The sequence below is a fragment of the Halobacteria archaeon AArc-dxtr1 genome (genome assembly GCA_025517425.1).
In the GTDB taxonomy this organism is placed as follows: domain Archaea; phylum Halobacteriota; class Halobacteria; order Halobacteriales; family Natrialbaceae; genus Halostagnicola.
This window is the reverse complement of record JAOPJY010000001.1, coordinates 323647-350226: the sequence shown is the minus strand read 5'-3', so window position 1 is coordinate 350226 and position 26580 is coordinate 323647. Positions and strand designations below refer to the sequence as shown.

Here is a 26580-nt window from a genome sequence, read left to right as displayed (position 1 = left end):
TTAGTAGACGTATGCGATCACCTGGCCGCCGATTCCCTGCTCACGCGCCTCGTAGTGGCTCATGATGCCACTGCTCGTCGTGACGACGAGCGCACCGAAGTCTCGAGCGGGGAGGAATCGCTTCTCCCACTTCTCGAAGTCATCGGCACCGACGGCGTAGCGGGGCTTGACGGGGCCACACTCGTTGATCGCTCCCTTCAGTTCAATCTCGAACTGACCGGCTTTACCGTCGTCGACGAACTCGAAGCCGTCGATGTACCCGCGGTCGTAGAAGACCTCGAGGACGCTGCCGATCTCGTTCGATGCTGGCGTTACTTCGTGGCTCAGTTTACCGACGCTCTCGGCGTTGTCGAGTCCCGAGAGCGCGTTGCTGAGTGGATCGTTTCCGGTCATGTTATCGGTACTTCTTGAATCCCATGTCGCGGGCGATCTCGCGGAAGCACTGGCGACAGAGGTTGATGTCGTACTTGCCGACCAGTCCCTGTTTGCGACCACAGCGCTGACAGGCAACTTCCTGCCCGGTGCGCTTTGCGGCGTGCTCGCCCGTCTGTTCGTTTTCGCTTTCACTCATCGTCAGTGGCCTCCACGGTCACGTCGAAGTTCGCCTCGAGGAAGCGAATCGCGTCCTCGGGGGTGAGTCGGTGGCTCGACGGAATCGAGCGACTCGCCTTGTCGCGCTTGGCGACGCGGTACCCGGGTCGGACCAGGTTGACCGTGACGTCGAGTCCGAAGATCCCGACGTTCGGGTCGTACTCCTGGCTCGGGAAGTCAGTGTGTTCGGCGACGCCGAAGCTGAAGTTGCCGGTGTCGTCGAACTGCTTCGCAGAGAGGTCTGCGAGTGGCAGCGCCGTCTCCAGGAAGTCGTAGGCGTCGTCGTGGCGCAGCGTGACCTTCGTCCCGATCGGGTCACCCTGACGGATGCCGAAGTCGGGCTCAGTTCGCTTTGCCTGCGTCCGGACGCTCTGCTGTTCGGTGACCTCCTCGATGATGTCTTCTGCTCTACCGAGTTCGCGGCCACCCTGACCGACGCCCATGTGGACGACGACCTTCTCGACGCGCGGTTCGCGCATCTCGTGGAACTCGCCCTCGGACTCTGCGTCACTACTCATCGTCATCACCTGTGAAGTTCTCGTCGATGACGACGACGTACTCCTCGACGGTTTCGAAGCCGCCGTCGTCCGTGGAGACGCCGACGGTGTTCGAACCGCTGCTGGGGGTGACGTCGATCGCGTCGATCTCACCGATCTTGCCGCCGTGGTTGCCCTCGACAGCGGTGACGAGCGCACCCACCTCGTAGGGGAAGTGTGCGACGATCGATTTGTCCTCGTTGTCGACGACGATCGAGTCGTTCGCAGCGTACTCGCTGCCATCGTCGACGAGAACGTTCGTTCCGTCGTGCAGCGTCAGCTGCGTGTCGCCGCTGGAGACCTGGCGCTTGCCTTCGATCTTGCCGAGACGGCTGCCTGCGGCCTCGGCGTCGATCTCCGTGAGTGCAAGGCGTCCACCCTCGTCGGGGAAGACACGGTAGTACTCTTCGCGGCCCGGGAACGCGACGATGTCGAAGATCCCGATGGGACGCTGTTCGTCGTTGATCGGTTCGCCGTTGACGAGGATCGCGTCCTCGCTCAGGGCGTAGCGCGCTTCCTTCTTCGAGTCGACGTACCCGAGGACGTCCCGCAGCAGGACGACCAGGGGAACGCCGGACTCGCCGTGTGGGCCTGCGTCGGCTTTGACGGTGAACGTCCCCGTCTTTCGCTCGACCGGCCAGGACTTCGGTACCGAGAGTCGTTTCTGGTGGTTGCTCATTCTGTCTCACCTTCCAGGCGCGCCTCGCGGCGGTCGTCGTCTAAGTCGAGGTCGACGATCCGAACGTTCGAGGGGTCGAGTGGACGAGGAACTTCCTCGCCGTCGGCCGTCTCGACGGTGACGTCCTCGACGTGGACGACCATCTCCGTGAGATCGACGCGAAGCACTTCGCCTTCGGTCCCGGCGTGGTCGCCGCGCATGACTTCGACCGTGTCGCCCGCGTTGACGCGGGTGCGACGCTGGTCGTACTCCTCGCGCAGCTCGTCCGAGAGCGGGGCGTGAACCTGCTTCTGTCGCTCGTGCAGCGGGGCACGCGCCGTCTGATTTCGCTGTTTGCGTGGTTGCTTGCTCATGGTTCTATACGATCATCGTCGCCGTGCTGGCGATCGCGCCGAATCGCTCCGCGACCTCGCGGGCGATCGGGCCTTTGATCTCCGTTCCACGGGGCTCTTCGTTCTCGTCTACGATGACGGCCGCGTTGTCCTCGAACTTGAGGCGGGTGCCGTCGGGCCGGCGGACCGATTTCCGCTGGCGAATGACGACCGCTTCGAGCACCTGGCGGCGCATCTCGGGGGTCCCCTTGGTGACCGAGACGGTCACCTTGTCACCGAGACCCGCCTTCGGCTGGCGGCTCTTGGTGCCGTGGTAGCCCGAAACGCTGATGACCTTCAGCTCGCGTGCGCCAGTGTTGTCGGCACACGTGACCAGCGACCCCTTCTTGAGTCCCTGCGTGACGTCGGCTTTCATTGCCTCCATCACTGATCACCCTCGTCTTCGTCGGCGTCCGCCGCGACGTCCTCGGCCGAGAGCTGTCGGTCAGGCTCGGCCTGACGGGTCAGCTCGGCGAGATCTTCGGCGGTTGCCTCGTCGGTTACTTCGACGACCACGTGCGATTTCGTCTTCGACAGTGGTCGGGTCTCTGCGATCTTGACCGAGTCGCCAACCGAGAGCGGCTCGAGCACGCCCGGCACGTGCGCCGGGATGCGCGAGCGACGCTTCATCTGACGGTCGTACTTTGGAACCGTCACGTCGTACTCTCGTTCGACGACTACGGTCTTCTCCATGTCCGTCGAGACGACCTGCCCCTCGAGGATCTGTCCTCGAACGGGGAGCTCGCCGTAGAACGGACACGTCTCGTAGTCGTATTCCTCCGGGTTTTCGGGTTCCGGAGGGGTGTCTACATCTAGTCCTATTGCCATGGTGAGTCACCACTTGTTTCCGTGCGTCGGGCGGGTTGTGAGAGCAATCGCGATCCATCGACCGTAACGTAAGCCACGTCCTCGCCAGCAGCGTGCCAGCCGGCACGGTTTGGGTGCCCGCTGGCACGGACACAGCCGGCGGCGTCGCCGCCGGCTCGGTCCGACTCGGAGGAGTCGGGTTGAGTGTTGGCCAGTTTGGACGCGGTCCCCGCAGACTTTGCGTCCGCGGCGGCGTCATCTGTGATCGCGAATTCGAACACCGAGCCCGATTTCGGCACCATGACGACCCGAGAGCTGCCGTCCTCTCGAATCTCTATCGAGAGCGTATTCGTCGTCTCGATGACGACGCGACCCTCGATCCCTTCCCGGCCGGCGTCGTCGCTCTCGACGACGCGGACGGGAAGTCCGTTGAGTTCGTGTCGCGACAAGGTCTCGGGTGTCAGTGCCATGGTGGTTCTGTGTTCAGTTACTCGTCTTCGAAGTCGCCTTCCTCTTGCTGAATCGTTTTGATCCGGGCGATCGTACGACCCAGCTCGCCGATGCGGCCCGGATTCTCCGGGGCACCACCGGCCGCGAGGACGGACTTCTGGTTGAGGAGTTCGGTCTCGAGCTCTTCGAGCTCCGCCTCCCGCTCGGCGGGGGTCATGTCGCGGATCTCGGCGACGTGAAGGATCGCCATCAGGCGTCACCTCCCTCGTCTTCCTCGTCGGATTCTGCGTCCGCAGCGTCCGCCTCCTCGTCGTCCATCTCGGCGACGAGCTCCTCGGCTTCGGCTTCGACATCCTCTTCGAGTTCGTCGAGATCTTCCTCGATCGGGGACTCGTCGGGAATGTCGACATCCTCATCTTCACCGGGGACTTCTTCCTCGAGAACCTCTTCGACGACATCCTCGTCGACGGTCTCGTCTTCGGGTTCGGGCTCGACAGCCTCGTCGGCGGACGCCTCGGCGCCTTCCTCCGTGGCCTCGGCCTCCTCAGGCTCGCCCTCGAGCAGTTCCTCGACACCCTCGTTCGCCTCGACGGCGTCGGGGACGACTTCCTCAGGATCCATATCGTCGTGGATCTGGAAGTCGTCGGGGAGCTCGGCTCCTGGCGGGATGATCTTGACCGTGACACCGATCGTCCCGAGTTTCATGACGGCGACGCCCTGACCCTCGTCGACGATGGTCTCGGCGGGCTCGCCGTTGTGCTTGATGTAGCCGCGGTTGAACTTCTCGACGCGCGAGCGAGCGCCCGTGACCTTTCCGGCCAGGACGATCTCCGCACCGAGTGCGCCGGCGTCCATGATCCGGTCGATCGTGGTGTGGCCGGCCTTCCGGAAGTACCACCCTCGTTCGAGGGCGTTGGCCAGACGGTCGGCGACGATCCGTGCGTTGAGGTCTGGTTCTTCGACCTCCTGGACGTCGATCTGTGGATCCTCGAGGTTGAACTTCTCCTCGAGAGCCGTCGTGACCTTCCGGATGTTCTCGCCGCCTTTGCCGATGACCATCCCGGGCTTTTCGGCCTTGAGGACGATCTGCGTGCCCATCGGCGTCTTTGCGACGTCCATACCGCCGTAGCCCGCACGGCCGAGCTCTTCCTGGAAGAACTCGTCGATCTGGGACCGCTGCAGGCCGTTTTCGATGAACTGGTGTTCGTCTGCCATCAGTTATCCTCCTCCGTGTCTTCCGAGGAGCGTGGCTCCTCGCTGACGACGATCTCGACGTCGACTTGCGGCGTGTTCCAGGCGGTCGCTCGCCCCATCGCGCGGGGCTTGCGGCCGACCGATTCGCCGACCTTGTGGGCGGCGACGTGGACGATCTCCATCGACTCGCCGTCGAAGCCCTGACTGTCGGCGTTGGCCTGGACGTTCTCGAGCAGGTCGAGGAACTCGCCCGAAACCTTCTCGGGGTACTTGCCGGCGTCCCAGCCGTCGATGTCCGAACGGTGTCCCGCACCGGTGTTGTGGGACTTGAACGGAACCGACTGTTTCTCGTCGATGACGTCCTGCAGGTATGCTCGGGCGTCGGCAACCGTTTTGCCTTTGATCGCGCGAGCGACCTCCTTGCTGTGCTTGTGGCTCATGTGACGCTCCCGGGCAATTGCTTTCGCGGTGGTGTCCGGGTCCGCGTCGACCGAGTAGTTGATTCCCATACGATGATCACTTCAGTGGGACGAACTTCGAGGAGCGGGTCGCACCGATACCGGCCTGGCCGTGCTCGACCGAGGTCCGGGTCAGCTGGAACTCACCGAGATAGTGACCGATCATCTCTGGCTCGACGCGTACGCGTTCGAAGCTCTGTCCGGTGTAGACGGCGAACGTCAGTCCGACGAACTCGGGCAGGATCGGCATGTCCCGAAGGTGGGTTCGGATCGGCGAGTTTGCCGTCTCCTCTTCGTCTTTCTCGCGGGCCTCCTCGAGGAGCTTCTGCTTCTCGACGGAGAGGCCGCGTTCGATACTTCGACGTTTGCGAGCGGGCAGCAGCTCTGTGACCTCTTCGAGGTCGAGCTCCTGTAGCTCTTCTAGCGTGTGACCGCGGTAGGTGAACTCCTCACCCTCACGGCCGGTACGGTATTCCGAACTCATTTGTTACCACCTCGGCCGGTGCGGCGCGAGGAAATGTCACCGACCTTCCGTCCCGGCGGTGCGTCCCGCGAGACGGACTTCGGCTTGCCGGGGTGCTGGCGGCCGCCACCACCGAATGGGTGGTCGACGGCGTTCATGGCCACACCCCGCACGCGGGGCCACTTGGTCCCGCGGGCGCGCATCTTATGATACTTCTTTCCAGCTTTGACGAACGGCTTCTCCGTCCGTCCACCACCAGCGACGACGCCGACCGTGGCGCGACACTGTGGATCGAGACGCTTGACCTCACCACTTGGCAGTTGGACGACCGCCGCGTTGCGGTCGTGGGTGATCAGGTCGGCGTTGACACCCGAGGAGCGGGCGAACTTGCCGCCGTCTCCGGGCTTGGCCTCGACGTTACAGACTGGGACTCCCTCCGGAATCTCTGCCAGCGGGAGCGTGTTCCCGGGCTTGATCTCGGCGGAGACACCGACCTGAATCTCCTCGCCGACGCTAACGCCCTCGGGGGCGAGGATTAGCCGCTGGTCGCCGTCTTCGAACTCGACTGCAACGACCGGCGCCGAACGGGCGGGGTCGTGCTCGACGTCGACGACCGTTCCGCGAATGACGTCGCCGTCTTCTGACTTCTTGTGGTCGAGTTTTGCCTTGTATCGGTGGGATGGAGCACGGAACGTGGATCCACCACGGCCGCGTCGTTGTCCTTGAATGCGTCGTCCCATTCTCAGAACACCCCGATTCGCGAGGCGACTTCCTGGGCGTCGTCGTCCTCGCCCAGCGTGATGATCGCCTTTTTCTTTCCGTTCATCGTGACCTGCGTGTTGATGTTGGTGACGTCGATCTCGAAGCGCTCCTCGACGACCTCCCGAATCTCGGGCTTGGTCGCGTCGGGGTTGACGACGAACTGGAGCTTGTTCTCGAAGTCCATGTCGTTCATCGCCTTCTCGGTCACCAGCGGGTAGTCGATAATCGAACTCATCGGTCTGCCACCTCCTCGACGGCGCTCTCGGTCCAGACGGTCAGCCGACCGGACTGGGCGCCGGGTGCGAGCTGTTCGGCGTTGACCTCGTCGGCCGTCGCCACGTCGGCGCCCGCGAGGTTGCGGGCGGCCTTCGATGGACCGGCGTCGCTCGAGGTCACGAAGAGGATCGACGCGGGCGTCTGGTACTTCCGTCCACGGGTCGTCCCGCGGCCGGCCCGGACGCTCTTGCCGTCCTCGGCGCGCTCGATGTCGGCCTCGAGACCGGCGGCCTCGAGGAAGGAGACGACCTCCTTCGTCTTGACGAGCTCTTCGAACTCGTCGGAGACGACGACCGGCACCTCGGCGTCCTCGTCGAACGCGTGGCCGCGCTCGGCGACGAGCTCTGCGTCCGCGGTCGCCGCGATGGCGCTGCGGGTGGCCAGCTGCCGTTCTTTCTTGTTGATCGATTCGCCCTGGTCTTTCTCGGCTTTCGGCGGGTGGGCCTTCCGTCCCTTGACAGCCTGCGGGACACGTCGTGCGCGTCCGTTCTGTCGGGGGACGTGGGCCATGCCCCGACCGCTACCGAACGACTCCGCGGGCGTGCGCATGCCCGCGAACTCGTCGGCGCCGTAGTCCTGTTTGTTGTTTGCCTGGGAGACGCGTACGGCGCGGGCGATCAGGTCCGGGCGGTAGGTGGTCTCGAAGACCGCCGGGAGCTCGAGTGAGCCCGCGTCGTCGCCATCCAGGTCTCGTACTGTAGCTTCCATGTATTATCCCTGGTTGGATGCGGTGGAGACGTACCGGACCTCGGGATCGAGGCGCGGCTGGTCTCCGGGTCGGATCGCCGGGCGGAAGCGCACGAGGCGCTTGTTCGGCCCGGGGAGCGAGCCCTTGATCAGGACGTGAGGGCCGTCGACCTCGCCGTAGTTGACGAAGCCACCGTCGACCGTCGCGTCCGCACCGTCGCCGATGTCGACGAGGCGCTTGTTCAGTTCCGTCCGCTGGTGGTAGCCGGTCTGCCCCTGCTGGGGGACCGTCGAGCGGACACGGGAGGGGTTCCAGGGGCCGAGGTTACCGATGCGACGGCGCCATCCCTGCCGGGCGTGCTTGCCCTTTCGTTTCTGGACGCCCCATCGCTTGACGGGACCCTGGGTTCCTTTCCCTTTCGTGACGCCGCTGGCGTCGACGTACTCGCCGGCGCGGAACACGTCGTTCATGACGTGTTCGCCGCCATCTTCGCCGAGTAAGTCGAGCGCGTAGTCGACGCGCTCCTCGACGGAGCCGCCGCCGACGCGCGTTTCCATGACGTCGGGTTTCTTCTTGGGCACCGATGGCACGTCGCCGGGAACCGTGTGCGTGATGACGCGAACGTCGTCGACGCGACCCTCCTCTAAGAGGCCCCGAAGCTCGTCTTCGGCGGCGTCGGCGTCGTAGTCGTCACCAGGCAGGTCCAGAACGCGGTCGAGCTCGGAATCGAGCTCGTCGGTCCAGACGTCGGTAACCGGCTTCTTGCCGTATGGTGTGTCTTCGTACGCACGCAGGGCGACGGCGCGCATTGGCGGCGTCTCCACGATGGTAACGGGAACGGTCTGTTCCATTCCCTCGGTCGGCGAGTTCGCCGCGTCGTCGACCAGTACCACGTGGGTCATGCCGGCCTTGTAGCCCGCGAATCCCTGGAGCGTCGGCTGTCCATCGTCGTCCGGCCACGAGTTAAAGCGTGGAACCTCGCTGGTTGCACGCTGTCGTGGACCGAACCCGAGTGAGCCTTTGCGTGGTCTATTTGCTTGTGGCATGCTATCACACTCGCAGTGAGAGGGGTGCGAGGGTGGCGAACAGAGCCTCTTCCGTTCGCACCACCTCGCTCCCCTGGTGTGGAACCGTATTGAGCCAGAGGTCGAACCCCGGATCGATGGGTTCGACGTTTGCGTCGTCGCTTCCTGTCTCGGCGTCGGCAGTTCCGTCCGCGTTGCCTGCCCCGACTGCGTCGGGGTCGACGCCGAGGATGTCCGGCAGCCCTCTCTCGGGGGCACCGAAGGCGACGGTCATCCCGTCGCCTTCGACGCGCCCGGCCAGCGTCTCGAGCCGCCCGACGGTGAGTTCCTCACCGAATCGGGAGGCGGCGATTCGAACGCCGGCGTCCTCACGGCCGAGTGCTGCCGAAAGGTCCGTCCGCTCGACTGCGAATCCCGGAAGGGAGACGTCTTCGAGCTTCGCCCGGACCGGTCGTCGCGAAGAGATCCTGACGGTCACGCGCTCCCCCTCGGAGACCTCCATTCCGGGAGGCGTGTTGAGGGAGATCGGGTGTTGCAAGCCGCAATTGACCCGCACGCGTTGATCAGGTCCGACCTCGGTCACGATTCCGTGTCTTAACGACCCCGAACCGTTGGATTCGGAGCCGGTCTGTGACGCCGCGCGGAGCGGCGGCAAGACGCCCACGTACTCCAGTTCGTCCCGCTTGCCCCACGCCTCCTTTCGGAGGTATGGCGGCGTTGCGGCGTACCGCAGCACGGTACTGACGAACCCGCCGTCGAGTTCTCCCGGTTCGCCATCCAAGTCCGGATAGACGACCAGGCGATCTGCCCGAAAGATCGTCGCCGCGCGGGCGACGTATCCGAGCTTGCGAGTTGCCTCGCGTTTGTCCTCGGCCTCTCTGGCGAGCGACGACGGGACGAGTACGCTGACTGTCATGCCGTGACGCTTCGGCGCCGCGTCACTAGACTGTAGCGATGTGTTGCGGATACCGTCTTAAAAGGATAGCGGAATCGATCCCGGGTGTGAACGCCCCACACCCCAGAAATCGTGAGATTCGGGTGCATGGACGTGCGACTGAAAGCGTGAGAATTTTGTATTCCGGAACGAGTTGCCGCCAGTCTCCCGACGGCGACGCCGTCATGCGATACGCTCACGAAGCTGCGAGGATTCGCAACCCTTATACATCCATCCGGTAGTAGGTATAGATGCAACAGGGCGCTGGTAGTGTAGTGGTATCACGTGACCTTGCCATGGTCACAACCTGGGTTCAAATCCCAGCCAGCGCATGTTTCTGCGAGCAATTTCGCGAGCAGAAACATCGTTCTGTGGATTTGAACAAGAGAAGTCACAGCCCGCACAGCGAACGAAGTGAGCGAGCAGGACTGCCTTCGCGTTGTTCAAATCCCAGCCAGCGCATTTCTCCGAACACACCCTCGCGAGCGCTGCGTGTTCCCAGATTCATACCTCAGTCAGTAAGAAAATACAGTAGACGTGAATAGTATTCCGAGAAAAGCCTCACGAACTCGTGTCGTTTTCCCGTCCGGTTGACTTTTATACAATGGTTCTCTATTTATCGGTAGACGATCGCACAGTCTAGTATCGAAATGCAAGCACACGCATCCTCCACACACGACACCACCGACCTCGAATACGACGACGAACACGACCGGTACGTCTGTCAGTACGATCCCGACGGAACCGCGACACTGACGACGACCATCGTTCACGCCATCGCGACGATTGCGGATACCGACGTCTCCCAAGGGGAGTTCTCCCTCTACGACAGTATCGACCCCGACGCCTTAGAACGGCTGTTCGCCACGAAAGCCGACGGCTCCGGTCGCGAGCGCGGCCACGTCGCGTTCAGCGCACTCGACCACGAGGTGTACGTCCACGCAGACGGCGACATCGTGATCTATCCTGCCGAGCACGCACCCTCGCCCCACGACGCTCACGATCCGTCGCGCTGAGTCGATCCACCGCAACGCAAGGATACGACTTTAGTCGTGGCCGGTTTCAACGAGCGTATGAGCGTGATCGGCTTCCTGAGTACGGCACCCGTCGTCGAAGACAGCATGGCTTCCGAAATTGCCGCGGCAATCGACACCTTAGAAGAGTACGACGTGAGCTACGAGACCGGACCGATGGGGACGACGATCGAAGCCGAGAGCACGGACGAGCTATTCGCCGCCGCTCAGGCCGCCCACGATGCGATCGAAGCCGACCGCGTCAGCACGGTGTTGAAAGTAGACGACAAACGTACCGTCGATCGAAGCGCCGCGGACAAGGTCGAGTCGGTTGAATCCGAACTCGGCCGGCCGCCGACGAACAAGTAGCCAGCGGACACCGCAGCGTTCTCGAGCGCCGCTTCCGGCGCTCGGACTGATAAACTGTTTCAGGGAGGGCAGCGAACCCCGCGTATGGACAGTCTCAACCGGTTGGCAATCGAGCTCGTGGACGAAGCACTCGAATACGCCGAGGAGCTGAACGTCGGCGGCTACGACCTAGAGAACGAGGCGACAGTACTCGACTTCGGCGTCGAGTTCGACGGCGGAATCGAGGCCGGACTGTTGCTCACAGAGATTCAGACCGCCGGCCTCGCAACCCCGGGGCGAGAGCTAGGCGAGATCGGCGGCGCACCGATCCCCTACGTCGAACTCGCGACCGACCAGCCCGCACTGTCGCTGCTGTGTTCTCAGAAGGCAGGCTGGGAGTTGACGACCGAGGACTTCGAGGGACTCGGGAGCGGCCCCGCCCGAGCGTTAGTCGCTGAAGAGGACGAGTTCCGCCGGATCGGCTACACCGACGCCTTCGATCTGACCGCACTGGCCGTCGAGACCGACGAGCCGCCAACCGAAGCGGCCGCAGAGCAGGTTGCCGAACTCGCAGAGGTCGAGACCAGCGGCGTCTTCTTGCTCGCCTACCCGACCGCGAGCGTCGCTGGCAGCGTCACGAACGCCGCGCGAGCGGCAGAGCTCGCGACCTTCCGGCTCTCGGAGCTGGGCTACGATCCGCGGGATATCGTCTCAGCGTCGGGTCGAGCCCCGGTCGCGCCGGTCGCCGAGAGCGAGCAGGACGCGATCGCACGGACGAACGACGCACTCGCCTACGGTGGAACCGCCCACCTCGTCGTCCGCGAGGACGCGGAGTTCTTCGACGCGGTTCCCTCGACGGCGGCCGACGAGCACGGCCGCCCCTTCGCCGAGATCTTCGAATCGGTAGACTGGGACTTTTCGGACGTTCCGGCGGATCTCTTCGCGCCCGCGACGGTGACGATCGACGTCCTTGGCGGGCCGACGTACGTCCACGGCGAGACGGACGAGGACCTGCTCGTCGAGTCGTTCGGACTCAGATAGTCGACGGGAAGAGAGATGGGATCATCACAGTGTTTGGTGACCTACACTTTTTCACGTCGTAGACGGTACACTCGCGTATGAGCCGAGAGACGGCGTTCACCCGACTCCGCGAGAACCTGCCAACCGTCGTCGGACTCGTGTTCATGGCGATACTCGTCGTCGGCCTCTTTACGGGGCCTTGGGTGTTACTGATTGGCGTCGTCGGCCTGTTCGTTCTGACCCCGACCGTCGCATTGCTGTTTGGTGACCGAAAGGATATCGAGGAGTGGTGGGGTGAAGAAACGGCCGAACAGTACGGGCAAGCGTCAGACGACGATCCGGTAGAGACACTCAAACGGCGATACGCTGAGGGAGAACTCACCGAGGAAGCGTTCGAGTACAAGCTTCAGCAGATACTCGACTCCGACCGGTCCGCGAGCCTGAATCGCGATACAAATCGATCCACAGCGTCGAACGGGAGCCAGACCGAGAACGCGCCAGACGTTGAACTCGAGGATCGGTAAGTGCCCACTTTCAGAGTCTGCTCCTCGCGCGGGTACTGAGCTTCGAGTACTGTGTCTCGCGGTCAGACGGGTACCGTCTCCTCCCGCGGAGACAGGCTGTGAGCGGGCGAGAGCTGCCCATTAGACGCAGTAGACGGCGTTACTCCTGGGACAGCCGACCCGGTGCCCACTCGCCGTCGAACTCCTCGTGGAGATACGGCTTCGCGTCCTCGCCGGCGTAGGTCGCGACGAGGTGGCCGTCTCCTTCGAGGTGGTACTTGTAGGTCGTCAGTCCCTGAAGGCCGACGGGACCGCGGGCGTGGATCTTGCCCGTACTGATACCGACCTCGGCGCCGAGGCCGTACCGGTAGCCGTCGGCAAAGCGAGTCGAGGCGTTGTGGAAGACGCTCGCGGAGTCGAGACTCCGCATGAACGTGCCCGCGCGATCTGCATCTTCAGTGACGATCGATTCGGTGTGCTTCGAGCCGTGAGTCGTGATGTGCTCGATCGCAGCGTCCATCGAGTCGATGACGCGAACCGAGACGATCAGATCGCCGTACTCGGTGTCCCAGTCGGCCTCCGTCGCGGCCTCGACGTCGACGATCTCGCGGGTGGCCTCGTCGCCCCGGACCTCGACGTCGGCGCCCTCGTACCGGTCGACGATCGCCGGCAGGAACTCCTCGGCGACGGCCTCGTTGACCAGCAGCGTCTCGACGGCGTTACAGACCGCGGGGTACTGCACCTTCGCATCGTAGGCGATCTCTTCGGCCATCGAGAGATCTGCGGCTTCGTCGACGTAGACGTGACAGATCCCCTCCGTGTGGCCGAGAACGGGAATGCTCGTGTTGTCCTGGATGTACTCAACGAACGCAGAGCTGCCACGGGGCATGAGCAGGTCGACCGCCCCGTCCATCTCGAGGAGGGTGTCGACATCCTCACGGGCCTCGATCTGCTGGGCCCAGCCGTCGGGGACGTCCGCGGTCGCTTCCCGAATGATCTCGAACAGCGTCCGATTCGAGTGCAGCGCCTCGCTGCCACCTTTCAGGATGACCGAATTGCCGGACTTGAGTCCGAGTGCGGCGATCTGGACCAGCGCGTCGGGGCGGGACTCGAAAACGGCGCCGACGACGCCGATCGGGACGGCGACTTTGTAGAGTTCGAGTCCCTCGTCGAGTCGGCGTGACTCGAGGGTTTTCCCGAGTGGGTCGTCCTGCTCGGCGACGCTGCGGACCATCTCCGCGATGCTCTCGATCTTTGACTCCGAAAGGGTGAGTCGGTCGACGAACGCCTGGGTGTACTCGCCCTCTGCGAGCAGTTCCTCGGCGGCTTCGACGTCGTCCTCGTTCGCCGCGAGGATCTCGTCGGTTCGCGCCTCGAGTGCATCGGCGACGTCGTAAAGCGCCGCCTGTCGCTCCTCGTCGGACAGCTGTGCGAGCTGTAAGGCTGCGGTCTGTGCTGCTTCGACCTTCCGTTCGGTTTCGATGTTCGTCATGGCTTTGGATGGTATTTACCGTAAGACGCGGGTTCAGTCGTCGGTTACGCCGTTGATAGGAACGAATATGGTTCCCACGGATTTGGCGGTGGCGATTCGTTCGAGCACGCCGGGCTCGGTGGACTTCGCGATGATTGCCGGAACGCCGTACTCGCTGACGTCGCGGGCGCCGGCGACTTTCGTCTCGATGCCGCCGAAGCCGACGCCTTCGGCGCTTCCCCCGGCGACGATTTCTTCGACCGTGTCGTAGTTGTGTCCGACCGCTTCGATCAGTTCGGCGTCCTCGTCGCGCTTTGGGTTGCCGGTGTAGACGCCGCCGACGTCGGTCAGCGTCACCAACAGGTCGGCGTCGACGCCGATCGCCGCGGAGGACGAGAGCATGTCGTTGTCCCCGATGCGAATTTCGGCGGTCGCGACCGCGTCGTTCTCGTTGATGATCGGGACGACGCCCCACTCGAGCAGCGTCTCGACGGTGTTGCGAAAGTTCGTAAAGCGCTCGGGATTTTCGAGATCGTGCTGGGTCAGGAGCAACTGGGCGACCTTCCGGTCGTAGCGTTCGAAGCTCTCGGTGTAGCGGTGCATGAGGTGGCTCTGTCCCACCGTCGACAGCGCCTGAGACTCCTCGACGGTCTCGGTCGACTCTGCGATCCGTCCCGTCCCGGCACCGATCGCCCCCGAGGAGACGAGAACGACCTCTTTGCCCCGCGAGAGCAGGTCCTCGATGTCGTCGACGAGTTTGCCGAGTTTTTCCTCATCCAAGTTCGACTCGTCGTCGGTCAGGGAGTTGGTCCCGGCCTTGACGACGACACGCTGGGCGTCGGCGGCAAGCTTCCGCGCCGCGGCCACCTCGGCCTCGGGAACCGGCTCAACCATCGTCGAATTCGGCGGCCAGTTCCCCGGAGCGTCGCTCGGCCGCGCCGACCGCCTCGGAGACGGCCACATCGGCGTCACTGTCCCACAGGACCTCCATTCCCTCGATTGTCGTCCCGTTGGGCGAGCAGACGGCGTCGATCAGTTCGTCGACCGATCGCTCGGACCGGAGGACGGTCTCGGCGGCGCCCTTGAACGTCTGGGCGGCGAGCGTCTCGGCGTCGTCGGGATCTAACCCGCCTGCGACGCCAGCGTCGGCCATCGCGCCCAGCAGGTAGAAGACGAACGCCGGACCGCTGCCGTTGACCGCCGTCGCGATGTCCATCTGGGATTCTTCGATCTCGACGAACTCGCCGACGTCGTCGAGCAGCGCGCGCACGTCGTCGGTCACCTCGCCGGTGACGGCTGCGGCCATGTCGCCGGTCTCGGCCGCGAGGTTCGGCATGACCCGCGCGACGTTTGCGTCGGTGCGAGCCGCGACGAACGCCGTCGAGACGCCGGCAGCGATCGAGACCAGGGTCTGTTCGGGCGCGAGTTCGAGGTCGTCGAGCACCACGCCGACGAGATCCGGTTTCACCGCGACGACCACGACGTCGGCCTCGGCAGCCTCGGCGACGTCGTCCGTCGTCTGTGCGCAGTAGGGCGCGACGGCCTCGCGCGCGCCGGGGTCGAGATCGCAGGCCGTGACCTCGTGCCCGCCGGCGCGGTCGAGACCGCGTATCAGGGCGCTACCCATGTTTCCACAACCGATTACGCTCGTCTCTACCATCTTGGGTATACTGAGGAACCGAGCGCGACATACCAACTTTGGTTTCGGTCGGGCGATGGACTCCGGCGGCCGCTTCTCGCAGCCACTGCCAGTGTCCTGCTGGTCGACGGACTACGCGTCCGGGTCCGTGTCCACGACCGTCCCGACGCCCTTGCTGCGGCCCTCGCGGAAGACGAACTTCTGGCCCTCCTCGACGAGGTACGGCCGGAACTTGAAACGAACGCGCGTGCGGCCGGTGTCACCTGGCAGGAGCCGCCCGTTCTCGGGGTAGAAGGCGGCAGCCTCGCCGATCGTCTCTAAGTGGACGACGGGCTCGTAGCCGTCACCGATCCGCGTCGGGTGGTTCAGCACCATCACCTCGGCTTCGAACTCGCGGACTGGCTCCGGATTAGCGTCGGCCGGAAGTAAGACCATCCCGCGCTCGATGTCGGCTTCGGCGACGCCTTTGAGCGCGATGCCGACGATTCGGCCCGCCTGGGCGGTGTCGACGCGGTGGTAGTGCATCTCGATCGAGCGGACCTCGACCTCCCGAAAGCTGCCGTCTGGCATCGGTCCGAGCAGGAGTTCGTCGCCCGCCTCGACCTCGCCGGCCATGACGGTGCCCGAGGCGACCGCCCCCACGCCCGTCACGGCGTAACTCCGGTCGACGTACATCCGGAACTCGCCGTCGTCGCCCGACGTTTTGGGGAGACGATCGAACAGTTCGTCTAAGACGTCTAAGCCTTCCATCGTGATCGCGCTGGTTCTAACGATTGGGACGACCGTCTCGCCGATCTCGTCGACGGCGGCGTCGACGCCGTGGCGTGCGACCGACAGCGGGGACTTCTCGACGTCGCGCAGAAGGCGCTCGACCTCGCGTTCAACCTCCTCGACGCGCTCGTCGTCGACCGCGTCAACTTTGGTGATCGTGACGATCGTTGGCAGATCGGTCGCCAGCAAGACGCCGAGATGCTCGCGGGTGACTCGCGTGGGTCCGTCGTCGGCTGCGACCGCCAGCAGGCCGTAGTCGAGCTTCTGGCCGACGAGCCCGCGGATCGTCGTCCGCAGCCACGGCTCGTGGCCGACCGTGTCGACGAACGAGACCAGTCGGTCTGCCTCCTCGACGACCTGGGCGCGGTCTGCCTTCCGGTTGGGATTTCGGACGTGGACCGGACCCTCCTCGTCGAAGCCGTAGACGGCGTAGGAGAGATCAGCCGAGAGGCCGCGCTCGACTTCGTGGGGCTGGACGTCCAGAAACGCCCGGGTCGCGCCGTCTCCGTCGTCGGCCCGTCCGGTGATCAGCGAGCCGACTAACGTGGACTTGCCGTGGTCGACGTGGCCCGCGGTGCCCACGACGACGTGCTCGTCGTCGGTATCTAAGACGGCGCCCTCGCGAACGGTTGCGACGCCGACGAGACCCCGGTCTCGGGGCACGTCGGTTCCGCGCTCGGAAGGGGTGACGCCGGTCTCACTGTCGACACCCCAGGTCTGGACCTCGTCGATGTGGCAGTCGGCCTCTGCCGCCAGCAGTGAGAGGACGTCCATCGACTCGGAGAAGGTGTCGGGATCGATGCCGGCGAGACCGCCGTCGTCCGTGACGCCGATGACGTAGGTCGCCTCGCCGTCGCCGGAGAGGACCCGGTGTCGAAGCTGCGCGGCCAGACTCTCTCGGCGGCCTCCCTCCAGGTGGACGTCCCGAAGGAGGCGCTCTTTGAACTCGACGCTGCCACCGTCCCGTTCGCCACGTTCCAGGGCTCGCTCCAGTAGAGCCCGGTTACGGCTCATGAGGGGTGATAGAGGGGAGCACGCAAAAAGACTTCGCGTAGCGTGTAACAGAATCACACGGCGACGCAGGCCGTGACGCTCGCGATTCCGGGCGCGGTTTCAAGCCCCTGGATCACCTACCGCGACTATGAGCGTTAGCGGCCTGTGTCAGATCTGCGAGTCGCGCCCAGCCCAGGAGCGCTGTCAGAACTGCGGGACGTTCGCCTGTCAAGCGCACTACGATCAGGGGATGGGGCTGTGTGCGGACTGTGCCTCGCAGGCAGATCCCGGTCGGGAGATCGACGAGACGGACATCCACCGGCTCTGAGACGGGAGAGGACGTTCGAAACGGGCAGACTGACGCCTATCGGTACTGATTGAGTCGCCGTTTGAGCTGTTTTGCGGCTGAACCAGCCGCCTTGTAGAAGCCGTTTTCGTCCGACCCGCTCCCGTCGGGGCCGACACGCTCACCGGCGAAGATGATCCCTCGCGAGGAGTTGACGAGTCCGACGCCGTTCGCGAGTCCGTGCTCGACGGCGGCCTCGGCATCACCGCCCTGGGCGCCGACGCCGGGGACGAGGAAGGGAAGATCGGGGACCCGCTCGCGGACCTCGGCGAGTTCGTCAGGGTTGGTCGCGCCGACGACGAGTCCAACGTTGTCGTTCTCGTCCCACTCGCTAGCGAGGTCGGCGACGTGCTCGTAGACGCGCTCGCCGCCCGCGAGCTCGAGGTCCTGCAGGTCCGCGCCGCCAGGATTCGATGTGCGACAGAGGATGAAGACCCCGGCCTCCTCGCGGTCGAGAAACGGCTGGAGGGAATCCTGACCGAGATAGGGATTGACCGTGATCGCGTCGACGTCGAGCCCGCCGGTGCCGAGGGCTTCGGCGTACTGTCGCGTGGTGTTGCCGATGTCGGCGCGCTTGGCGTCGAGCAAGACGGGAACGCCCTTCCCGTGGGCGTAGGCGACGGTCTCAGCGAGAGCGGCCCAGCCGTCGGGGTCCTCGTAGAAAGCGGCGTTTGGCTTGTAGACCGCGGCGTGCTCGTGGGTCGCGTCGATGATTCGGCGGTTGAACGCCCACCGGGGGAGGTCGTACTCCTGTAGGTGGTCGGGAATCCGCTTCGGGTCGGGGTCCAAGCCGACGCTGACGACGCTGTCGACCGAGACGATGCGGTCGTGGAGCCGATCGAAGAAGTTCATGCTCGCGAGTCGCCGGTCGAGGGTCGAAAGTGTTGCTATCCGCCCGGTCGGAAACGCACGCGCTCCCTCGCACAGTGGACACCGCGCCTCAGGTTTCAAGCACTTCGACGAGGGTTCCGTCGGGATCCCGAACGAACAGAATCGACGTGCCGCTCTCGGTCGTCCGTGGCTCACTCAGCGTGGGAACGTCGTCGGGAAGTCCGTCGTAGAACGCCTCCAGGTCGTCGACCGAGAGTCCCACGTGACCCGCACCTGGCTGGTTGAGTTCGGGTGTCCCGCGCTCGTCGTCCTCGGGTTCGTAGGAAACCAGTTCGATCCTGACGCCGCCGGCGTCAAGGTGGGCGAAGTCGGCACTCGCGCCGTCGACGTCGACGGCGTCGGCGAACGCCTCGCCGCCGACCTCGAAACGCTGGCGGACGGGGAGGCCGAAGACGTCGCGATAGAAGGCGATCGACTCGTCGAGATCCGAGACGGTCAGACCCACGTGGTGGGCGTCGAGTTCGGGCATACCTGCGAGGGCGGGTGAGCGGGACAAAAACGCTTCGACCGCCGGGCGAAAGTGGGTCAGAAGTCCCTGGTGGGTCGGAAGTCGCCGGAAGACCCATCATTAATAGCCGAGCGCCCAACCGACCGGTATGACGCGACTCGCGCTGATCGCCCACGACGAGAAAAAAGCAGACCTGATCGAGTTTGCACAGACCCACGAGGAGACGCTCCGGGAGTACGAACTGATCGCGACCGGCACGACGGGCAAGCGGCTGATGGAGGAGACCGACCTCGACGTCGATCGCAAACAGTCGGGACCACTGGGGGGCGATCTCGAGATCGGCGCCCAGGTCGCCAACGACCGCCTCGACGGAATCGTCTTCCTGCGCGATCCGCTTCGGGCACAGCCCCACGAGCCGGACATCTCCGCGCTGTTGCGTATTTGTGACGTCCACGATACCGCGCTCGCGACTAACCTCGCGGGTGCGGAGTACCTGATCGAGGGCGTCTCGAACCGAGATGGGTAACGACAAGACGCGTCTCACGGTGGCAAAAGAGCGCACGGCAGGACGGTTGTGAGGTAGCTATTGAGTGAAAAGCCGAACGTATAACCGCACGATTCCCAAATGCGAGCGTAGATGAGCGACATCGCCCTAGCTGCTGATTTCGCGATCATCATCGTCGTTGCGACGATCATCGGTATTCTCGTCAGACAGCTGGGGCAGCCGACGATCATCGCGTACATCGCCACCGGAGTGATCCTCGGCCCGGTCATGTTCGATATCGTCACCGACGAGGGGCTGGTCTACCTGATGGCCGAGCTCGGTCTGGGTTTTCTGCTGTTCTTACTCGGGATGAAGATGCGGTTTTCGGACATTCGAGAGATCCTGCGTCCGGTGACGAACGTCGCCGTCGGACAGACGGTGTTGCAGACGGCACTCGCATTTGCAGTCGCGTTGGCGCTCGGGTTCGGGACGACAGAGATCATCGTCATCTCGCTGGCGACGGTGTTCGGTGCGACGCCGATCATCGTCAAGGTGCTGACCGACAAAGACGAGATCACGACGCTCCCCGGGAAGATAGACGTCGGCGTCCTCATCGTCCAGGACATCTATCTCGTGGTCGTCCTCGCGATGTTCAGCGCGGATTCACTCGATAGTACTGGCGAGATCCTCCAGACACTGGCAGTCGTGTTCGCGATGATCGCCGTTATCGGGATCGTCTCCATCGCCTCCTCGAAGTACCTTCTCCCGCGGCTGTTCCGTCGCGTCGCAGACAACAAGGACATCTTCCTGATCATCGCAATCGCCTGGGCGTTTCTGTTCATCGCCGCTGCAGAGAGCCAGTTCGACGGCGGCATCGAGATCGGTGCGTTCCTGGCCGGACTGAGCCTCGCACAGTTGCCCTACAGCAAGGAACTCGAGGATCGAATCACGCCGATCACCGACTTCTTCATCCTCGTGTTCTTCGCGAGCATCGGCCTCCAGATCGAAGGTGGCGCTGCGAGTCTCTTCGCCTACTGGCAGGAGGCGATCATCGCCTCGGTTGTACTGATGATCGGGAACTTCTGGATCATGTTCTACCTCATCGATCGCGAGGGCTTTGGCGTCGAGCCGACGTTTCTGGCGTCGATCAACATGGTCCAGGTCAGCGAGTTCTCGTTGATCGTCGGTGCGCTGGCCATCCAACAGGAGTACATCGGGCCCGACATCCTCGGCTACCTGACGCTGATGGCACTGATGACGATGACCATCTCGACGTATATCGTCGCCAACAATCACGCGATCTACGAGCGTGTCGAGCCGTGGTTCCGTCGGTTCGAGTCAGCCGGCGACCGCGATGCGGAGATCGCGACCTACAGCGACCACGCCATCGTGATCGGCCGAGACGACATCTCCGAACGGATCCTCCCGCTCCTGGTCGATCACTACGACGAGGTGGTCCTCATCGACCGCAAAGCGGGACACGTAGAGGACAGTGGGGGCGAGCCCTACGATCAGCTCTTCGGCGACTTCCGTCACTCGGAGGTCAGAAAGGAGGCGAACCTCGCGGAGGCACGCTTCGTCCTCAGCTCGAGCGTCGAGCGCGAGGTCAACGAAGCGCTCCTCGAGGAGGTTGACGAGGACACCATCGTCTTCGTCGAGGCAGAGCGAGTCGATGACGCGAACGCGCTCTACGACCGTGGGGCTACGTACGTCGTCATGAGCACACACCTGACTGCAGAGATGATCAGCGAGTATCTCGAACGGTACCTCGAGGATCGCTCGTCGTTCGATCAGACGGTCAACGACGATCTCGATCGCCTCAGGCGAAGCGAACACGAGCCGGCGTCTGACATGGTCGGCGAGGAAGGTGGTATCGATGGTTGAAGCGCTCATCGTCGACCTCGGGATCATCTTCGTCGCCGCCGGCGCGTTGTTGTTCGTCGCCAACCAGTTCCGGCTGCCGACGGTGCCGTTTTACCTCCTCGCCGGACTGGCTATCGGGTGGACCATTGGACTCGACGAGTTGCTGGTGCTTGCCCAGTGGGGGATCGCGTTTCTCGTGTTCGTCTTCGGCATTCGACTCGATCTCGGCGACGTCCAGTCGGTTCTCAGAGACGGCGAGGTGGCCGCGATCACCCAGCTCCTGGTCGTCGCGCCGGTCGCGTTCGGTGCCGGCTACGTCCTCGGTGAGCTCTTTGGCTTCGCCGAGCCGTTCAGAAACGCGGTATACTTCAGCGCCGCCGTCACGCTGAGCTCGACGCTCGTCGGCGCCGGGATGCTCGAGACGGAGATCCGCGACAACCTCGTTCACGGACGGCTCGCCTCCTCGATTCACTTCTTCGACGATCTGGTCGCGATCGTACTGCTGTTGATTCTCAGTACGGAGGTCGTGACTGCCGACGCCGTCGCGTCGAAGATCGGGTACGCCGTCGTGTTGCTCGCCGTCGGACTCGTGATCTACCGCCACGGGTTCCCGTTGCTCGTCCGAGCCGCCGACGGCTCCGACGAACTTGTATTGATGGGCTGTGTCTCAATTCTGGTTGCGTTCCTCGCGGCCGCCGAGTACGTCGGGATCTCGATCGTCGTCGGCGCCTTCGCCGCCGGGATTGCGATCAGAAACGACGGCACACAGTCACTTGCCGTCGGAAACGGAATCGCCTCGATCAGGGACTTTTTCGTCACCATCTTCTTCGTCACCGTCGGGGCGCTGGTGTCGATCCCGTCGCTCGAGGCCGCGACGGTCGCGCTCGTACTCGTGGCGCTCGTGGCGGTCGTCAATCCAGTCGTGTTACTCCTCGCGTTCGTCTACGAGGGGTACGACGTGCGAACGGCGTTTTTCGCCACGACCGGGCTCAATCAGGTCAGCGAGTTCTCGCTCGTGATCGCCATCCAGGCGCTGCTCATGGGAACGATCACCGAGGATATGTTCGACGCGATCATCCTCGCAGCAGCGGTGACGATGGTGCTCGCTGCCGCTATCCGACGGACCGAAGAAGATCTGTACGCGACGGTCGTCCCGCGGTTCTTTACCGAGCAACGAACCCGGAAAGTCGATCAACACAGCCGTGTCGAGGACACTCTCTCCGATCACGTCATCGTGCTTGGCTACGGTCGACAAGGCCGTCGGCTCGTCGAGACCTGCGAGGACCTCGGCCAGCCCTACGTCGTCATCGAGAACGACCCCGCACTGTACGACCGACTCGAGGCCGAGTGTCGACACTACGTCTTCGGTGATGCGATGTCGACGTACCCCTGGGAGAAGGCCCACCTCGAAGACGCCACGCTCGTGGTCTCGACGGTCGACCACCGACCAGTGTCCGAGCATCTGCTCGAACTGGAGCCCGACGCCGATATCATCCTCCGATCTGCCGACGCCGAGGAGGCCGCTGCGTTCGTCGACTCGGGGGCGACGTACGTCACCGTCCCAGACATTCTGGCCGGCGAGCAGCTCAGAGAGGTCATCGACGCGCTGCTGAAAGGCGAGACGGATATCGAGACGCTCGCCGCCGACCACCGCGATCGCTTGGCCGAACTCGAACGGTACGGCTTCACCACGCAGCGCGAACAGTACTGAGTCCGGTCTTCGCGTTTCAGTCGGCGCGGTCGGAGGGTTCTCTCTCAGAACGGGCCGCCAAGATACTCGTGAACGGCGAGGACGATGCCGAGGCCGAGAACGAGTAACGACCCCGCGAGGACGGTGGGAATGTCGATCACGTCGATCAGCCCGATTGCGCCGACGATTGCGACGAGAACCGCCACGGTGTAGACGCCGAGGTTTCGGAGCAGACGAACCGGGTCGAGTGACTCGAACATCAGTATCGCTACGTCTCGAGCAGGTGTAAAACGCTTGGCGGTATCGTTTCCGAGTCGGCACGACGAGCGCGGTCGTGCTGGCCGAACGCGGGATAGCGTACGTGGGTTGCCGGCCGATGATCTGTCGCGTCAGCGCAGCGGGTTGAAGATGGGATCGGCGCGGCCCTCCAGTTCGGCTCGCTGCTCGTCGCGAAGCTCGTCTGGCGTTTGCTCTCCGTCGACCAGCGCTCGAAGCTGCGTGGCGAGTTGCTGGCCGGCGAGCAGCTCCGAGTGGCTGACGTACAGCGCTCCCGAATCGAGCAGTTCCAGCGCGCTCTCTCGATTGCCTGCACGCAGGGTCAGGTCGGATTCGAACTCGAACGAGAGGAGCCGTCTGGAGACGACGGCCGATTTGATCGTTGAAACCACGAGTCGTGCATCGTCGACGTTTGCTTTCGTCCAGGTGTATTGCTCCATCGCGTCACCGAAGACGAATGCGTCACAATTGGTGGTGATCGTGTCTCTGCGGGCCGGATCGTTCTCGATGACGACGTAGGGCTGGCCGAGGTCCTCACAGGTTTCGACCAGTCTCTGGCCCTGCCGGCCGTAGCCAACGATGACGACGTGATCGGAGAGATCTGCGGGGACCTCGCTCCACTCGTCGATCTTCTCGTGTCTGCTTCCGAGGAGTCCACGGGCCGAAAGCCACCGGTAGATCTCCTCGTCGTAGCGCTGACTGAGACTCGACGTCACCATCGTCACCGCCGCAGCGAAAATGATCGCGTCGAACACTGACTGGGTCAAGAGTCCGAGCAACAGCGCTTCGATCGCGATGATGAGCGCGAATTCGCTGACCTGGTCGGTGTTGAAGCTCGTCAGCGTCGCTGTACGCGCTTCGTAACCCTGAGAGAGTAAGATCACCGTGGTGACCGCTGGCTTTACCACTGCCGTCAGAAGCACGAGCCCGCCCGCCAAGAGCAGCTTCTCGACGGACTCCGTCCAACCGATCTCGACGAACGGCAAGACGACGAGCGCCCCGATCGTCACGAAGAAGATGGCGACGAAGAAATCCCGGATCGACTGGAGACCGTTGAACAGTCCCAGGTATTCGACCGGGTCGTGACGGACGGCGAGTCCGGCCGCGAAGGCGCCGACGACGATCGAGACGCCAGCAAACTGGGCTGCGCCGACGAACAGCACGAGCAGCGAGACGACCGCCAGAATCATGAGTTCGTCAGAGTCCCCAGCGAGCCTGCCGACGAGGTCGAACAGGTACTGGTTAACGAGGACGGCAGCGACGAGCAGTGCGAGTCCGTACCCGAGCATCGTCGCGACGGGGCCGGGGGCGAGCGTCGCGGCGCCCAAGACGAGCACGAACAGGATGGCGAGCAGATCCTGGACGAAGTGAATCGAGTTTGCCAGCCGTCCGCGAACGAGGTTCGCGTTGAACTCTCGCTGTAACAGTGCGGTTCCGACAATCGTCGACGAGAGCGCTGCAGCGGCGCCGAGGAAGATCGATTCGCCGGGTGGAACGCCGAGTACGAGCCCGAACCCGAACCCGAGCGAACCGACGACGAGAATCTGTCCGAGTGCGGCGAGTTCGCTGTCGACCAGCACCGTTCGGACCGCAGAGAGGTTGATTTCGACGCCGAAGGAGAACACGAGCAGCGCGATCCCGTACTGCGCGAGTTCGAGCGTGAGCTCCGGCTCGACGAAGAAGCCGACGACGACCCCCGCGAGGACCAAAAACGGGACGGTTGGAAGGTTGAACCGGTTGGCTACCAGCAAGAACGGCCCCGCGACGATGAAGATTATCGAGACCGCGGTGAGCAGGTCAGTCATCGCTACCACCCCCGATCCGGTCGGCCGTTGTTGGGAACGGGTCCGAACTGTCCAGTAGTTCGACGTCGTGTTCCATCATGTCTTCGAGCGGTTGGTCCTCCTCGAGATACGACCGGAGGTAGTCGGCGAGCCGATCGGCAGCGAAGTACGACGGCATGATGACGCAGTGAGCACCTCTGTCGTACAGCTCGTGTGCGTGTTCGATCCGGTCCGCTTCGACGAAGACGGTCGTGTCCTCGCCGACCTGTCTGAGCAACGCCTTGTTCACTTCCGGCTGGACCGACGACGAGAGGGCGAACGCTGCCTTCGAGACGGCCGCATCCTTCCGGATCGTGGCGTTTCGGAAGTCGCCGTAAATTCCGTCGTATCCCTCTTTTTCGAGTTCCTCGATGTGATCGACGGTTCGGTCGACGACGACGACGTCGTCGTAGGTCTCCGCGAGAATCGGGAGGGCGTTGCGCGTCACGTCGTCGTAGCCGATGACGATCGCGTGATCGCGGTACTCCCGTTTTCCACCCTCGAAGTCGCCGTCGCCAGTCCACTTTGAGAACGTCGGTTCGAACCGCTCGAACAGCGGATGACTGAACTCGATGAAGTACACCGAGACGGCCATCGTGAAGATCGCGAGCAGCGTCATGAAGCCAAGCACCTCCGCGTCGATGAAGCCGCCCTCGAACGCGACGGCAGCGACGATGATCCCGAACTCACTGACCTGGATCATGTTGATGCTCCCGAGAAACGTCGTCTCTGTACCAAACCCTTGCCAGTCGATCAGGTAGAAGAACACGAGGAACTTTATCGGCATCAGGATCAGGGCGGCGATGACCGCCTCCTGCCAGAACGCAAGCAACTCGTTGGTCTGCAGATCCAGCGCAACGGAGGCGAAGAAGATCATCACGAAGAGGTCGGTCAGCGGGTTGACCCGATCCTGTAGCTCCTTACTGTAGGGCAGCTGTGCGATGGCCAGCCCAGCCATGAACGCGCCCATCTCGATCGAGAGGTACGCCGTGATGCCGAGCGGCGCGAGAAAGACGTTGATGTTGTCGGAGACGAACACGAAGAGGAACGCCCAGGAGATCGCGATCAGGAAGAAGACCTCCTTGTTGTCGGCGATCCGCCGGAACAGTTTCGGCAGTAGCGTCTGGGAGGCCACGATCGCGGCGACGGTGATGAGCGCGACGAGGACGAGCACGACGCCGAGCGTCGTCGCAACCTCGGCGACGTCGTCCGGTCGGCCGGCCGCGAGCACGGCCAGAATGATGACGACAACAACGTCTTGAACGAGCAAGACACCGACGTCGATCTTCCCGTGTAGCGACGTCGCCTCGTCCCTGTCATTTAACATCTTGATCACGACCGCAGTTGAGCTGTACATCACCGCCAGCCCGATGATCAGGGCTTCAACCGGGCCGAAGCCGAGTGCGACCGCGGTGCCGGCACCCGCGAGGAAGACCACGACCATCTGCGGAATCGAGATCTTGACGATCGGTGCGAGGACGTGCTTGATCTCTTCGAGTCGCATCTTGATACCGAGCAAAAACAACAAGAACGCGAGCCCCAGCTCGGAGAGCGTCTCGGTAAGAGTCGTGACTTCGACGAGACCGAGCGCAGCCGGTCCCAACACGACCCCCGCGACGATGTAGGCAATGATCGTCGGCTGTCCCGTCCGTTTCGCGAGGAAGCCGGCAATCGTCGCGCTCAAGAGGATAATGGCAAGATCAACGCTGAGAGCTACCTCGGAAAGCATTGCATTTGATCGGGCTTTTGCGGGCCGAGAATTAACGC

At 63.6% G+C, this 26580-nt stretch carries 34 protein-coding genes and 1 tRNA gene; 9 read left to right on the top strand and 26 right to left on the bottom strand.

The genetic code is table 11. The features are described 5' to 3' along the window. The 17 genes from OB905_01820 to OB905_01740 are packed head-to-tail and all read right to left on the bottom strand — an operon-like array spanning position 1 to position 9216. Positions 1-393 carry a 30S ribosomal protein S8 gene (locus OB905_01820; protein MCU4924722.1) on the bottom strand — a complete coding sequence of 131 codons (393 nt, stop codon included), beginning with the start codon at positions 391-393 and terminating at the stop codon, positions 1-3. Between the two features lies 1 nt (position 394). Then, the gene (locus OB905_01815) at positions 395-571 is read right to left on the bottom strand and encodes a 30S ribosomal protein S14 (GenBank protein ID MCU4924721.1); all 177 of its coding nucleotides are present in this window, start codon (positions 569-571) and stop codon (positions 395-397) included. Next, positions 564-1109, bottom strand: a complete 546-nt coding sequence (locus tag OB905_01810; protein MCU4924720.1) for a 50S ribosomal protein L5 — start codon at positions 1107-1109, stop codon at positions 564-566. Before OB905_01810 ends, OB905_01815 begins: the two co-directional genes overlap by 8 nt. Next, positions 1102-1806 (bottom strand): 30S ribosomal protein S4e, encoded by a 705-nt coding sequence (locus OB905_01805; GenBank protein MCU4924719.1) that lies wholly within the window; start codon positions 1804-1806, stop codon positions 1102-1104. The genes OB905_01810 and OB905_01805 overlap by 8 nt, the downstream gene beginning before the upstream one ends. Then, the gene (gene rplX / locus OB905_01800) at positions 1803-2159 is read right to left on the bottom strand and encodes a 50S ribosomal protein L24 (protein ID MCU4924718.1); all 357 of its coding nucleotides are present in this window, start codon (positions 2157-2159) and stop codon (positions 1803-1805) included. The genes OB905_01805 and rplX overlap by 4 nt, the downstream gene beginning before the upstream one ends. Before the next feature lie 4 nt (positions 2160-2163). Next, a complete protein-coding gene (locus OB905_01795; protein MCU4924717.1) occupies positions 2164-2562 on the bottom strand; it encodes a 50S ribosomal protein L14 in 399 nt (132 codons plus the stop codon). After that, entirely contained in the window at positions 2562-3005 is a 444-nt protein-coding gene (locus OB905_01790; GenBank protein MCU4924716.1) for a 30S ribosomal protein S17, read from the bottom strand. Before OB905_01790 ends, OB905_01795 begins: the two co-directional genes overlap by 1 nt. Continuing rightward, the gene (locus tag OB905_01785; GenBank protein MCU4924715.1) at positions 2996-3454 is read right to left on the bottom strand and encodes a ribonuclease P protein component 1; all 459 of its coding nucleotides are present in this window, start codon (positions 3452-3454) and stop codon (positions 2996-2998) included. The genes OB905_01790 and OB905_01785 overlap by 10 nt, the downstream gene beginning before the upstream one ends. 17 nt (positions 3455-3471) lie before the next feature. Next, entirely contained in the window at positions 3472-3684 is a 213-nt protein-coding gene (rpmC, locus tag OB905_01780) for a 50S ribosomal protein L29 (GenBank protein MCU4924714.1), read from the bottom strand. After that, positions 3684-4649, bottom strand: coding sequence for a 30S ribosomal protein S3 (locus tag OB905_01775; GenBank protein MCU4924713.1), 966 nt, complete (start codon positions 4647-4649; stop codon positions 3684-3686). Before OB905_01775 ends, rpmC begins: the two co-directional genes overlap by 1 nt. Then, positions 4649-5137, bottom strand: a complete 489-nt coding sequence (locus OB905_01770; GenBank protein MCU4924712.1) for a 50S ribosomal protein L22 — start codon at positions 5135-5137, stop codon at positions 4649-4651. Before OB905_01770 ends, OB905_01775 begins: the two co-directional genes overlap by 1 nt. Positions 5138-5144: 7 nt before the next feature. Then, a complete protein-coding gene (locus OB905_01765) occupies positions 5145-5570 on the bottom strand; it encodes a 30S ribosomal protein S19 (GenBank protein MCU4924711.1) in 426 nt (141 codons plus the stop codon). Next, positions 5567-6289: a 50S ribosomal protein L2 gene (locus OB905_01760; GenBank protein ID MCU4924710.1), complete on the bottom strand. Its 723-nt coding sequence runs from the start codon at positions 6287-6289 to the stop codon at positions 5567-5569. Before OB905_01760 ends, OB905_01765 begins: the two co-directional genes overlap by 4 nt. Positions 6290-6291: 2 nt before the next feature. Next, on the bottom strand, positions 6292-6546 hold the full coding sequence (locus OB905_01755; protein MCU4924709.1) for a 50S ribosomal protein L23: 255 nt from the start codon (positions 6544-6546) through the stop codon (positions 6292-6294). Continuing rightward, positions 6543-7295, bottom strand: a complete 753-nt coding sequence (gene rpl4p, locus OB905_01750; GenBank protein MCU4924708.1) for a 50S ribosomal protein L4 — start codon at positions 7293-7295, stop codon at positions 6543-6545. The genes OB905_01755 and rpl4p overlap by 4 nt, the downstream gene beginning before the upstream one ends. A 3-nt stretch (positions 7296-7298) precedes the next feature. Further along, positions 7299-8321, bottom strand: a complete 1023-nt coding sequence (locus tag OB905_01745; protein ID MCU4924707.1) for a 50S ribosomal protein L3 — start codon at positions 8319-8321, stop codon at positions 7299-7301. Between the two features lie 4 nt (positions 8322-8325). Next, positions 8326-9216, bottom strand: coding sequence for an RNA methyltransferase (locus tag OB905_01740; GenBank protein MCU4924706.1), 891 nt, complete (start codon positions 9214-9216; stop codon positions 8326-8328). A gap of 279 nt (positions 9217-9495) precedes the next feature. On the opposite strand from OB905_01740, the gene OB905_01735 reads away from it, so the two are divergent. From OB905_01735 to OB905_01715, 5 genes are all read left to right on the top strand, one after another. Next, positions 9496-9566: transfer RNA gene (locus OB905_01735), tRNA-Gly, on the top strand. 318 nt (positions 9567-9884) lie between these two features. Next, positions 9885-10250, top strand: coding sequence for a hypothetical protein (locus OB905_01730; protein MCU4924705.1), 366 nt, complete (start codon positions 9885-9887; stop codon positions 10248-10250). 57 nt (positions 10251-10307) lie between these two features. Beyond that, positions 10308-10616 carry an MTH1187 family thiamine-binding protein gene (locus OB905_01725; protein MCU4924704.1) on the top strand — a complete coding sequence of 103 codons (309 nt, stop codon included), beginning with the start codon at positions 10308-10310 and terminating at the stop codon, positions 10614-10616. A gap of 84 nt (positions 10617-10700) precedes the next feature. Beyond that, positions 10701-11636, top strand: coding sequence for a methenyltetrahydromethanopterin cyclohydrolase (mch, locus tag OB905_01720; protein MCU4924703.1), 936 nt, complete (start codon positions 10701-10703; stop codon positions 11634-11636). 77 nt (positions 11637-11713) lie between these two features. Then, positions 11714-12139 (top strand): SHOCT domain-containing protein, encoded by a 426-nt coding sequence (locus OB905_01715; GenBank protein MCU4924702.1) that lies wholly within the window; start codon positions 11714-11716, stop codon positions 12137-12139. A gap of 139 nt (positions 12140-12278) precedes the next feature. On the opposite strand, the gene OB905_01710 is transcribed toward OB905_01715, so the two are convergent. From OB905_01710 to OB905_01695, 4 genes are all read right to left on the bottom strand, one after another. After that, positions 12279-13610, bottom strand: a complete 1332-nt coding sequence (locus tag OB905_01710) for a glutamate-5-semialdehyde dehydrogenase (protein ID MCU4924701.1) — start codon at positions 13608-13610, stop codon at positions 12279-12281. Positions 13611-13643: 33 nt separating this feature from the next. Further along, positions 13644-14483 carry a glutamate 5-kinase gene (gene proB, locus OB905_01705; protein ID MCU4924700.1) on the bottom strand — a complete coding sequence of 280 codons (840 nt, stop codon included), beginning with the start codon at positions 14481-14483 and terminating at the stop codon, positions 13644-13646. Beyond that, the gene (gene proC, locus OB905_01700; protein ID MCU4924699.1) at positions 14476-15249 is read right to left on the bottom strand and encodes a pyrroline-5-carboxylate reductase; all 774 of its coding nucleotides are present in this window, start codon (positions 15247-15249) and stop codon (positions 14476-14478) included. The genes proB and proC overlap by 8 nt, the downstream gene beginning before the upstream one ends. Positions 15250-15360: 111 nt before the next feature. Further along, positions 15361-17013 carry a GTP-binding protein gene (locus OB905_01695; protein MCU4924698.1) on the bottom strand — a complete coding sequence of 551 codons (1653 nt, stop codon included), beginning with the start codon at positions 17011-17013 and terminating at the stop codon, positions 15361-15363. A 127-nt stretch (positions 17014-17140) separates the two neighbouring features. On the opposite strand from OB905_01695, the gene OB905_01690 reads away from it, so the two are divergent. Then, positions 17141-17320 (top strand): hypothetical protein, encoded by a 180-nt coding sequence (locus OB905_01690; GenBank protein ID MCU4924697.1) that lies wholly within the window; start codon positions 17141-17143, stop codon positions 17318-17320. 36 nt (positions 17321-17356) lie between these two features. Here OB905_01690 and pyrF read toward each other — a convergent pair whose 3' ends face one another. Further along, the gene (pyrF, locus tag OB905_01685; protein ID MCU4924696.1) at positions 17357-18190 is read right to left on the bottom strand and encodes an orotidine-5'-phosphate decarboxylase; all 834 of its coding nucleotides are present in this window, start codon (positions 18188-18190) and stop codon (positions 17357-17359) included. 88 nt (positions 18191-18278) lie between these two features. Then, on the bottom strand, positions 18279-18698 hold the full coding sequence (locus OB905_01680; GenBank protein MCU4924695.1) for a VOC family protein: 420 nt from the start codon (positions 18696-18698) through the stop codon (positions 18279-18281). 127 nt (positions 18699-18825) lie between these two features. Between OB905_01680 and OB905_01675 the strand changes: the two genes are divergently transcribed. The 3 genes from OB905_01675 (at position 18826) to OB905_01665 (ending at position 22735) form a co-directional block, all read left to right on the top strand. Further along, positions 18826-19203 carry a methylglyoxal synthase gene (locus tag OB905_01675; protein ID MCU4924694.1) on the top strand — a complete coding sequence of 126 codons (378 nt, stop codon included), beginning with the start codon at positions 18826-18828 and terminating at the stop codon, positions 19201-19203. 111 nt (positions 19204-19314) lie between these two features. After that, positions 19315-21045 (top strand): cation:proton antiporter, encoded by a 1731-nt coding sequence (locus OB905_01670; protein ID MCU4924693.1) that lies wholly within the window; start codon positions 19315-19317, stop codon positions 21043-21045. Continuing rightward, positions 21038-22735, top strand: a complete 1698-nt coding sequence (locus OB905_01665; protein MCU4924692.1) for a cation:proton antiporter — start codon at positions 21038-21040, stop codon at positions 22733-22735. Before OB905_01670 ends, OB905_01665 begins: the two co-directional genes overlap by 8 nt. A 44-nt stretch (positions 22736-22779) precedes the next feature. On the opposite strand, the gene OB905_01660 is transcribed toward OB905_01665, so the two are convergent. From OB905_01660 to OB905_01650, 3 genes are all read right to left on the bottom strand, one after another. Beyond that, complete coding sequence (locus tag OB905_01660; protein MCU4924691.1) at positions 22780-22974, bottom strand: hypothetical protein; 195 nt, start codon at positions 22972-22974, stop codon at positions 22780-22782. A 129-nt stretch (positions 22975-23103) separates the two neighbouring features. Beyond that, positions 23104-24795 (bottom strand): cation:proton antiporter, encoded by a 1692-nt coding sequence (locus OB905_01655; GenBank protein MCU4924690.1) that lies wholly within the window; start codon positions 24793-24795, stop codon positions 23104-23106. Next, complete coding sequence (locus OB905_01650) at positions 24788-26542, bottom strand: cation:proton antiporter (protein MCU4924689.1); 1755 nt, start codon at positions 26540-26542, stop codon at positions 24788-24790. The genes OB905_01655 and OB905_01650 overlap by 8 nt, the downstream gene beginning before the upstream one ends. Positions 26543-26580: the final 38 nt, after the last annotated feature.

Coding starts and splice junctions, on each gene's coding strand:
- OB905_01725 (MCU4924704.1), top strand. CDS start 10,308: ATGAGCGTGATCGGCTTCCTGAGTACGGCACCCGTCGTCGAAGACAGC.
- OB905_01710 (MCU4924701.1), bottom strand. CDS start 13,610: ATGACGAACATCGAAACCGAACGGAAGGTCGAAGCAGCACAGACCGCA.
- OB905_01665 (MCU4924692.1), top strand. CDS start 21,038: ATGGTTGAAGCGCTCATCGTCGACCTCGGGATCATCTTCGTCGCCGCC.
- OB905_01795 (MCU4924717.1), bottom strand. CDS start 2,562: ATGGAGGCAATGAAAGCCGACGTCACGCAGGGACTCAAGAAGGGGTCG.
- OB905_01815 (MCU4924721.1), bottom strand. CDS start 571: ATGAGTGAAAGCGAAAACGAACAGACGGGCGAGCACGCCGCAAAGCGC.
- rpl4p (MCU4924708.1), bottom strand. CDS start 7,295: ATGGAAGCTACAGTACGAGACCTGGATGGCGACGACGCGGGCTCACTC.
- OB905_01740 (MCU4924706.1), bottom strand. CDS start 9,216: ATGACAGTCAGCGTACTCGTCCCGTCGTCGCTCGCCAGAGAGGCCGAG.
- OB905_01755 (MCU4924709.1), bottom strand. CDS start 6,546: ATGAGTTCGATTATCGACTACCCGCTGGTGACCGAGAAGGCGATGAAC.
- OB905_01770 (MCU4924712.1), bottom strand. CDS start 5,137: ATGGGAATCAACTACTCGGTCGACGCGGACCCGGACACCACCGCGAAA.
- OB905_01695 (MCU4924698.1), bottom strand. CDS start 17,013: ATGAGCCGTAACCGGGCTCTACTGGAGCGAGCCCTGGAACGTGGCGAA.
- OB905_01655 (MCU4924690.1), bottom strand. CDS start 24,795: ATGACTGACCTGCTCACCGCGGTCTCGATAATCTTCATCGTCGCGGGG.
- OB905_01715 (MCU4924702.1), top strand. CDS start 11,714: ATGAGCCGAGAGACGGCGTTCACCCGACTCCGCGAGAACCTGCCAACC.
- rplX (MCU4924718.1), bottom strand. CDS start 2,159: ATGAGCAAGCAACCACGCAAACAGCGAAATCAGACGGCGCGTGCCCCG.
- OB905_01790 (MCU4924716.1), bottom strand. CDS start 3,005: ATGGCAATAGGACTAGATGTAGACACCCCTCCGGAACCCGAAAACCCG.
- OB905_01690 (MCU4924697.1), top strand. CDS start 17,141: ATGAGCGTTAGCGGCCTGTGTCAGATCTGCGAGTCGCGCCCAGCCCAG.
- proC (MCU4924699.1), bottom strand. CDS start 15,249: ATGGTAGAGACGAGCGTAATCGGTTGTGGAAACATGGGTAGCGCCCTG.
- OB905_01650 (MCU4924689.1), bottom strand. CDS start 26,542: ATGCTTTCCGAGGTAGCTCTCAGCGTTGATCTTGCCATTATCCTCTTG.
- OB905_01680 (MCU4924695.1), bottom strand. CDS start 18,698: ATGCCCGAACTCGACGCCCACCACGTGGGTCTGACCGTCTCGGATCTC.
- OB905_01675 (MCU4924694.1), top strand. CDS start 18,826: ATGACGCGACTCGCGCTGATCGCCCACGACGAGAAAAAAGCAGACCTG.
- OB905_01760 (MCU4924710.1), bottom strand. CDS start 6,289: ATGGGACGACGCATTCAAGGACAACGACGCGGCCGTGGTGGATCCACG.
- OB905_01810 (MCU4924720.1), bottom strand. CDS start 1,109: ATGAGTAGTGACGCAGAGTCCGAGGGCGAGTTCCACGAGATGCGCGAA.
- OB905_01785 (MCU4924715.1), bottom strand. CDS start 3,454: ATGGCACTGACACCCGAGACCTTGTCGCGACACGAACTCAACGGACTT.
- mch (MCU4924703.1), top strand. CDS start 10,701: ATGGACAGTCTCAACCGGTTGGCAATCGAGCTCGTGGACGAAGCACTC.
- OB905_01660 (MCU4924691.1), bottom strand. CDS start 22,974: ATGTTCGAGTCACTCGACCCGGTTCGTCTGCTCCGAAACCTCGGCGTC.
- proB (MCU4924700.1), bottom strand. CDS start 14,483: ATGGTTGAGCCGGTTCCCGAGGCCGAGGTGGCCGCGGCGCGGAAGCTT.
- OB905_01745 (MCU4924707.1), bottom strand. CDS start 8,321: ATGCCACAAGCAAATAGACCACGCAAAGGCTCACTCGGGTTCGGTCCA.
- OB905_01765 (MCU4924711.1), bottom strand. CDS start 5,570: ATGAGTTCGGAATACCGTACCGGCCGTGAGGGTGAGGAGTTCACCTAC.
- OB905_01730 (MCU4924705.1), top strand. CDS start 9,885: ATGCAAGCACACGCATCCTCCACACACGACACCACCGACCTCGAATAC.
- OB905_01805 (MCU4924719.1), bottom strand. CDS start 1,806: ATGAGCAACCACCAGAAACGACTCTCGGTACCGAAGTCCTGGCCGGTC.
- OB905_01775 (MCU4924713.1), bottom strand. CDS start 4,649: ATGGCAGACGAACACCAGTTCATCGAAAACGGCCTGCAGCGGTCCCAG.
- OB905_01820 (MCU4924722.1), bottom strand. CDS start 393: ATGACCGGAAACGATCCACTCAGCAACGCGCTCTCGGGACTCGACAAC.
- OB905_01670 (MCU4924693.1), top strand. CDS start 19,315: ATGAGCGACATCGCCCTAGCTGCTGATTTCGCGATCATCATCGTCGTT.
- pyrF (MCU4924696.1), bottom strand. CDS start 18,190: ATGAACTTCTTCGATCGGCTCCACGACCGCATCGTCTCGGTCGACAGC.
- rpmC (MCU4924714.1), bottom strand. CDS start 3,684: ATGGCGATCCTTCACGTCGCCGAGATCCGCGACATGACCCCCGCCGAG.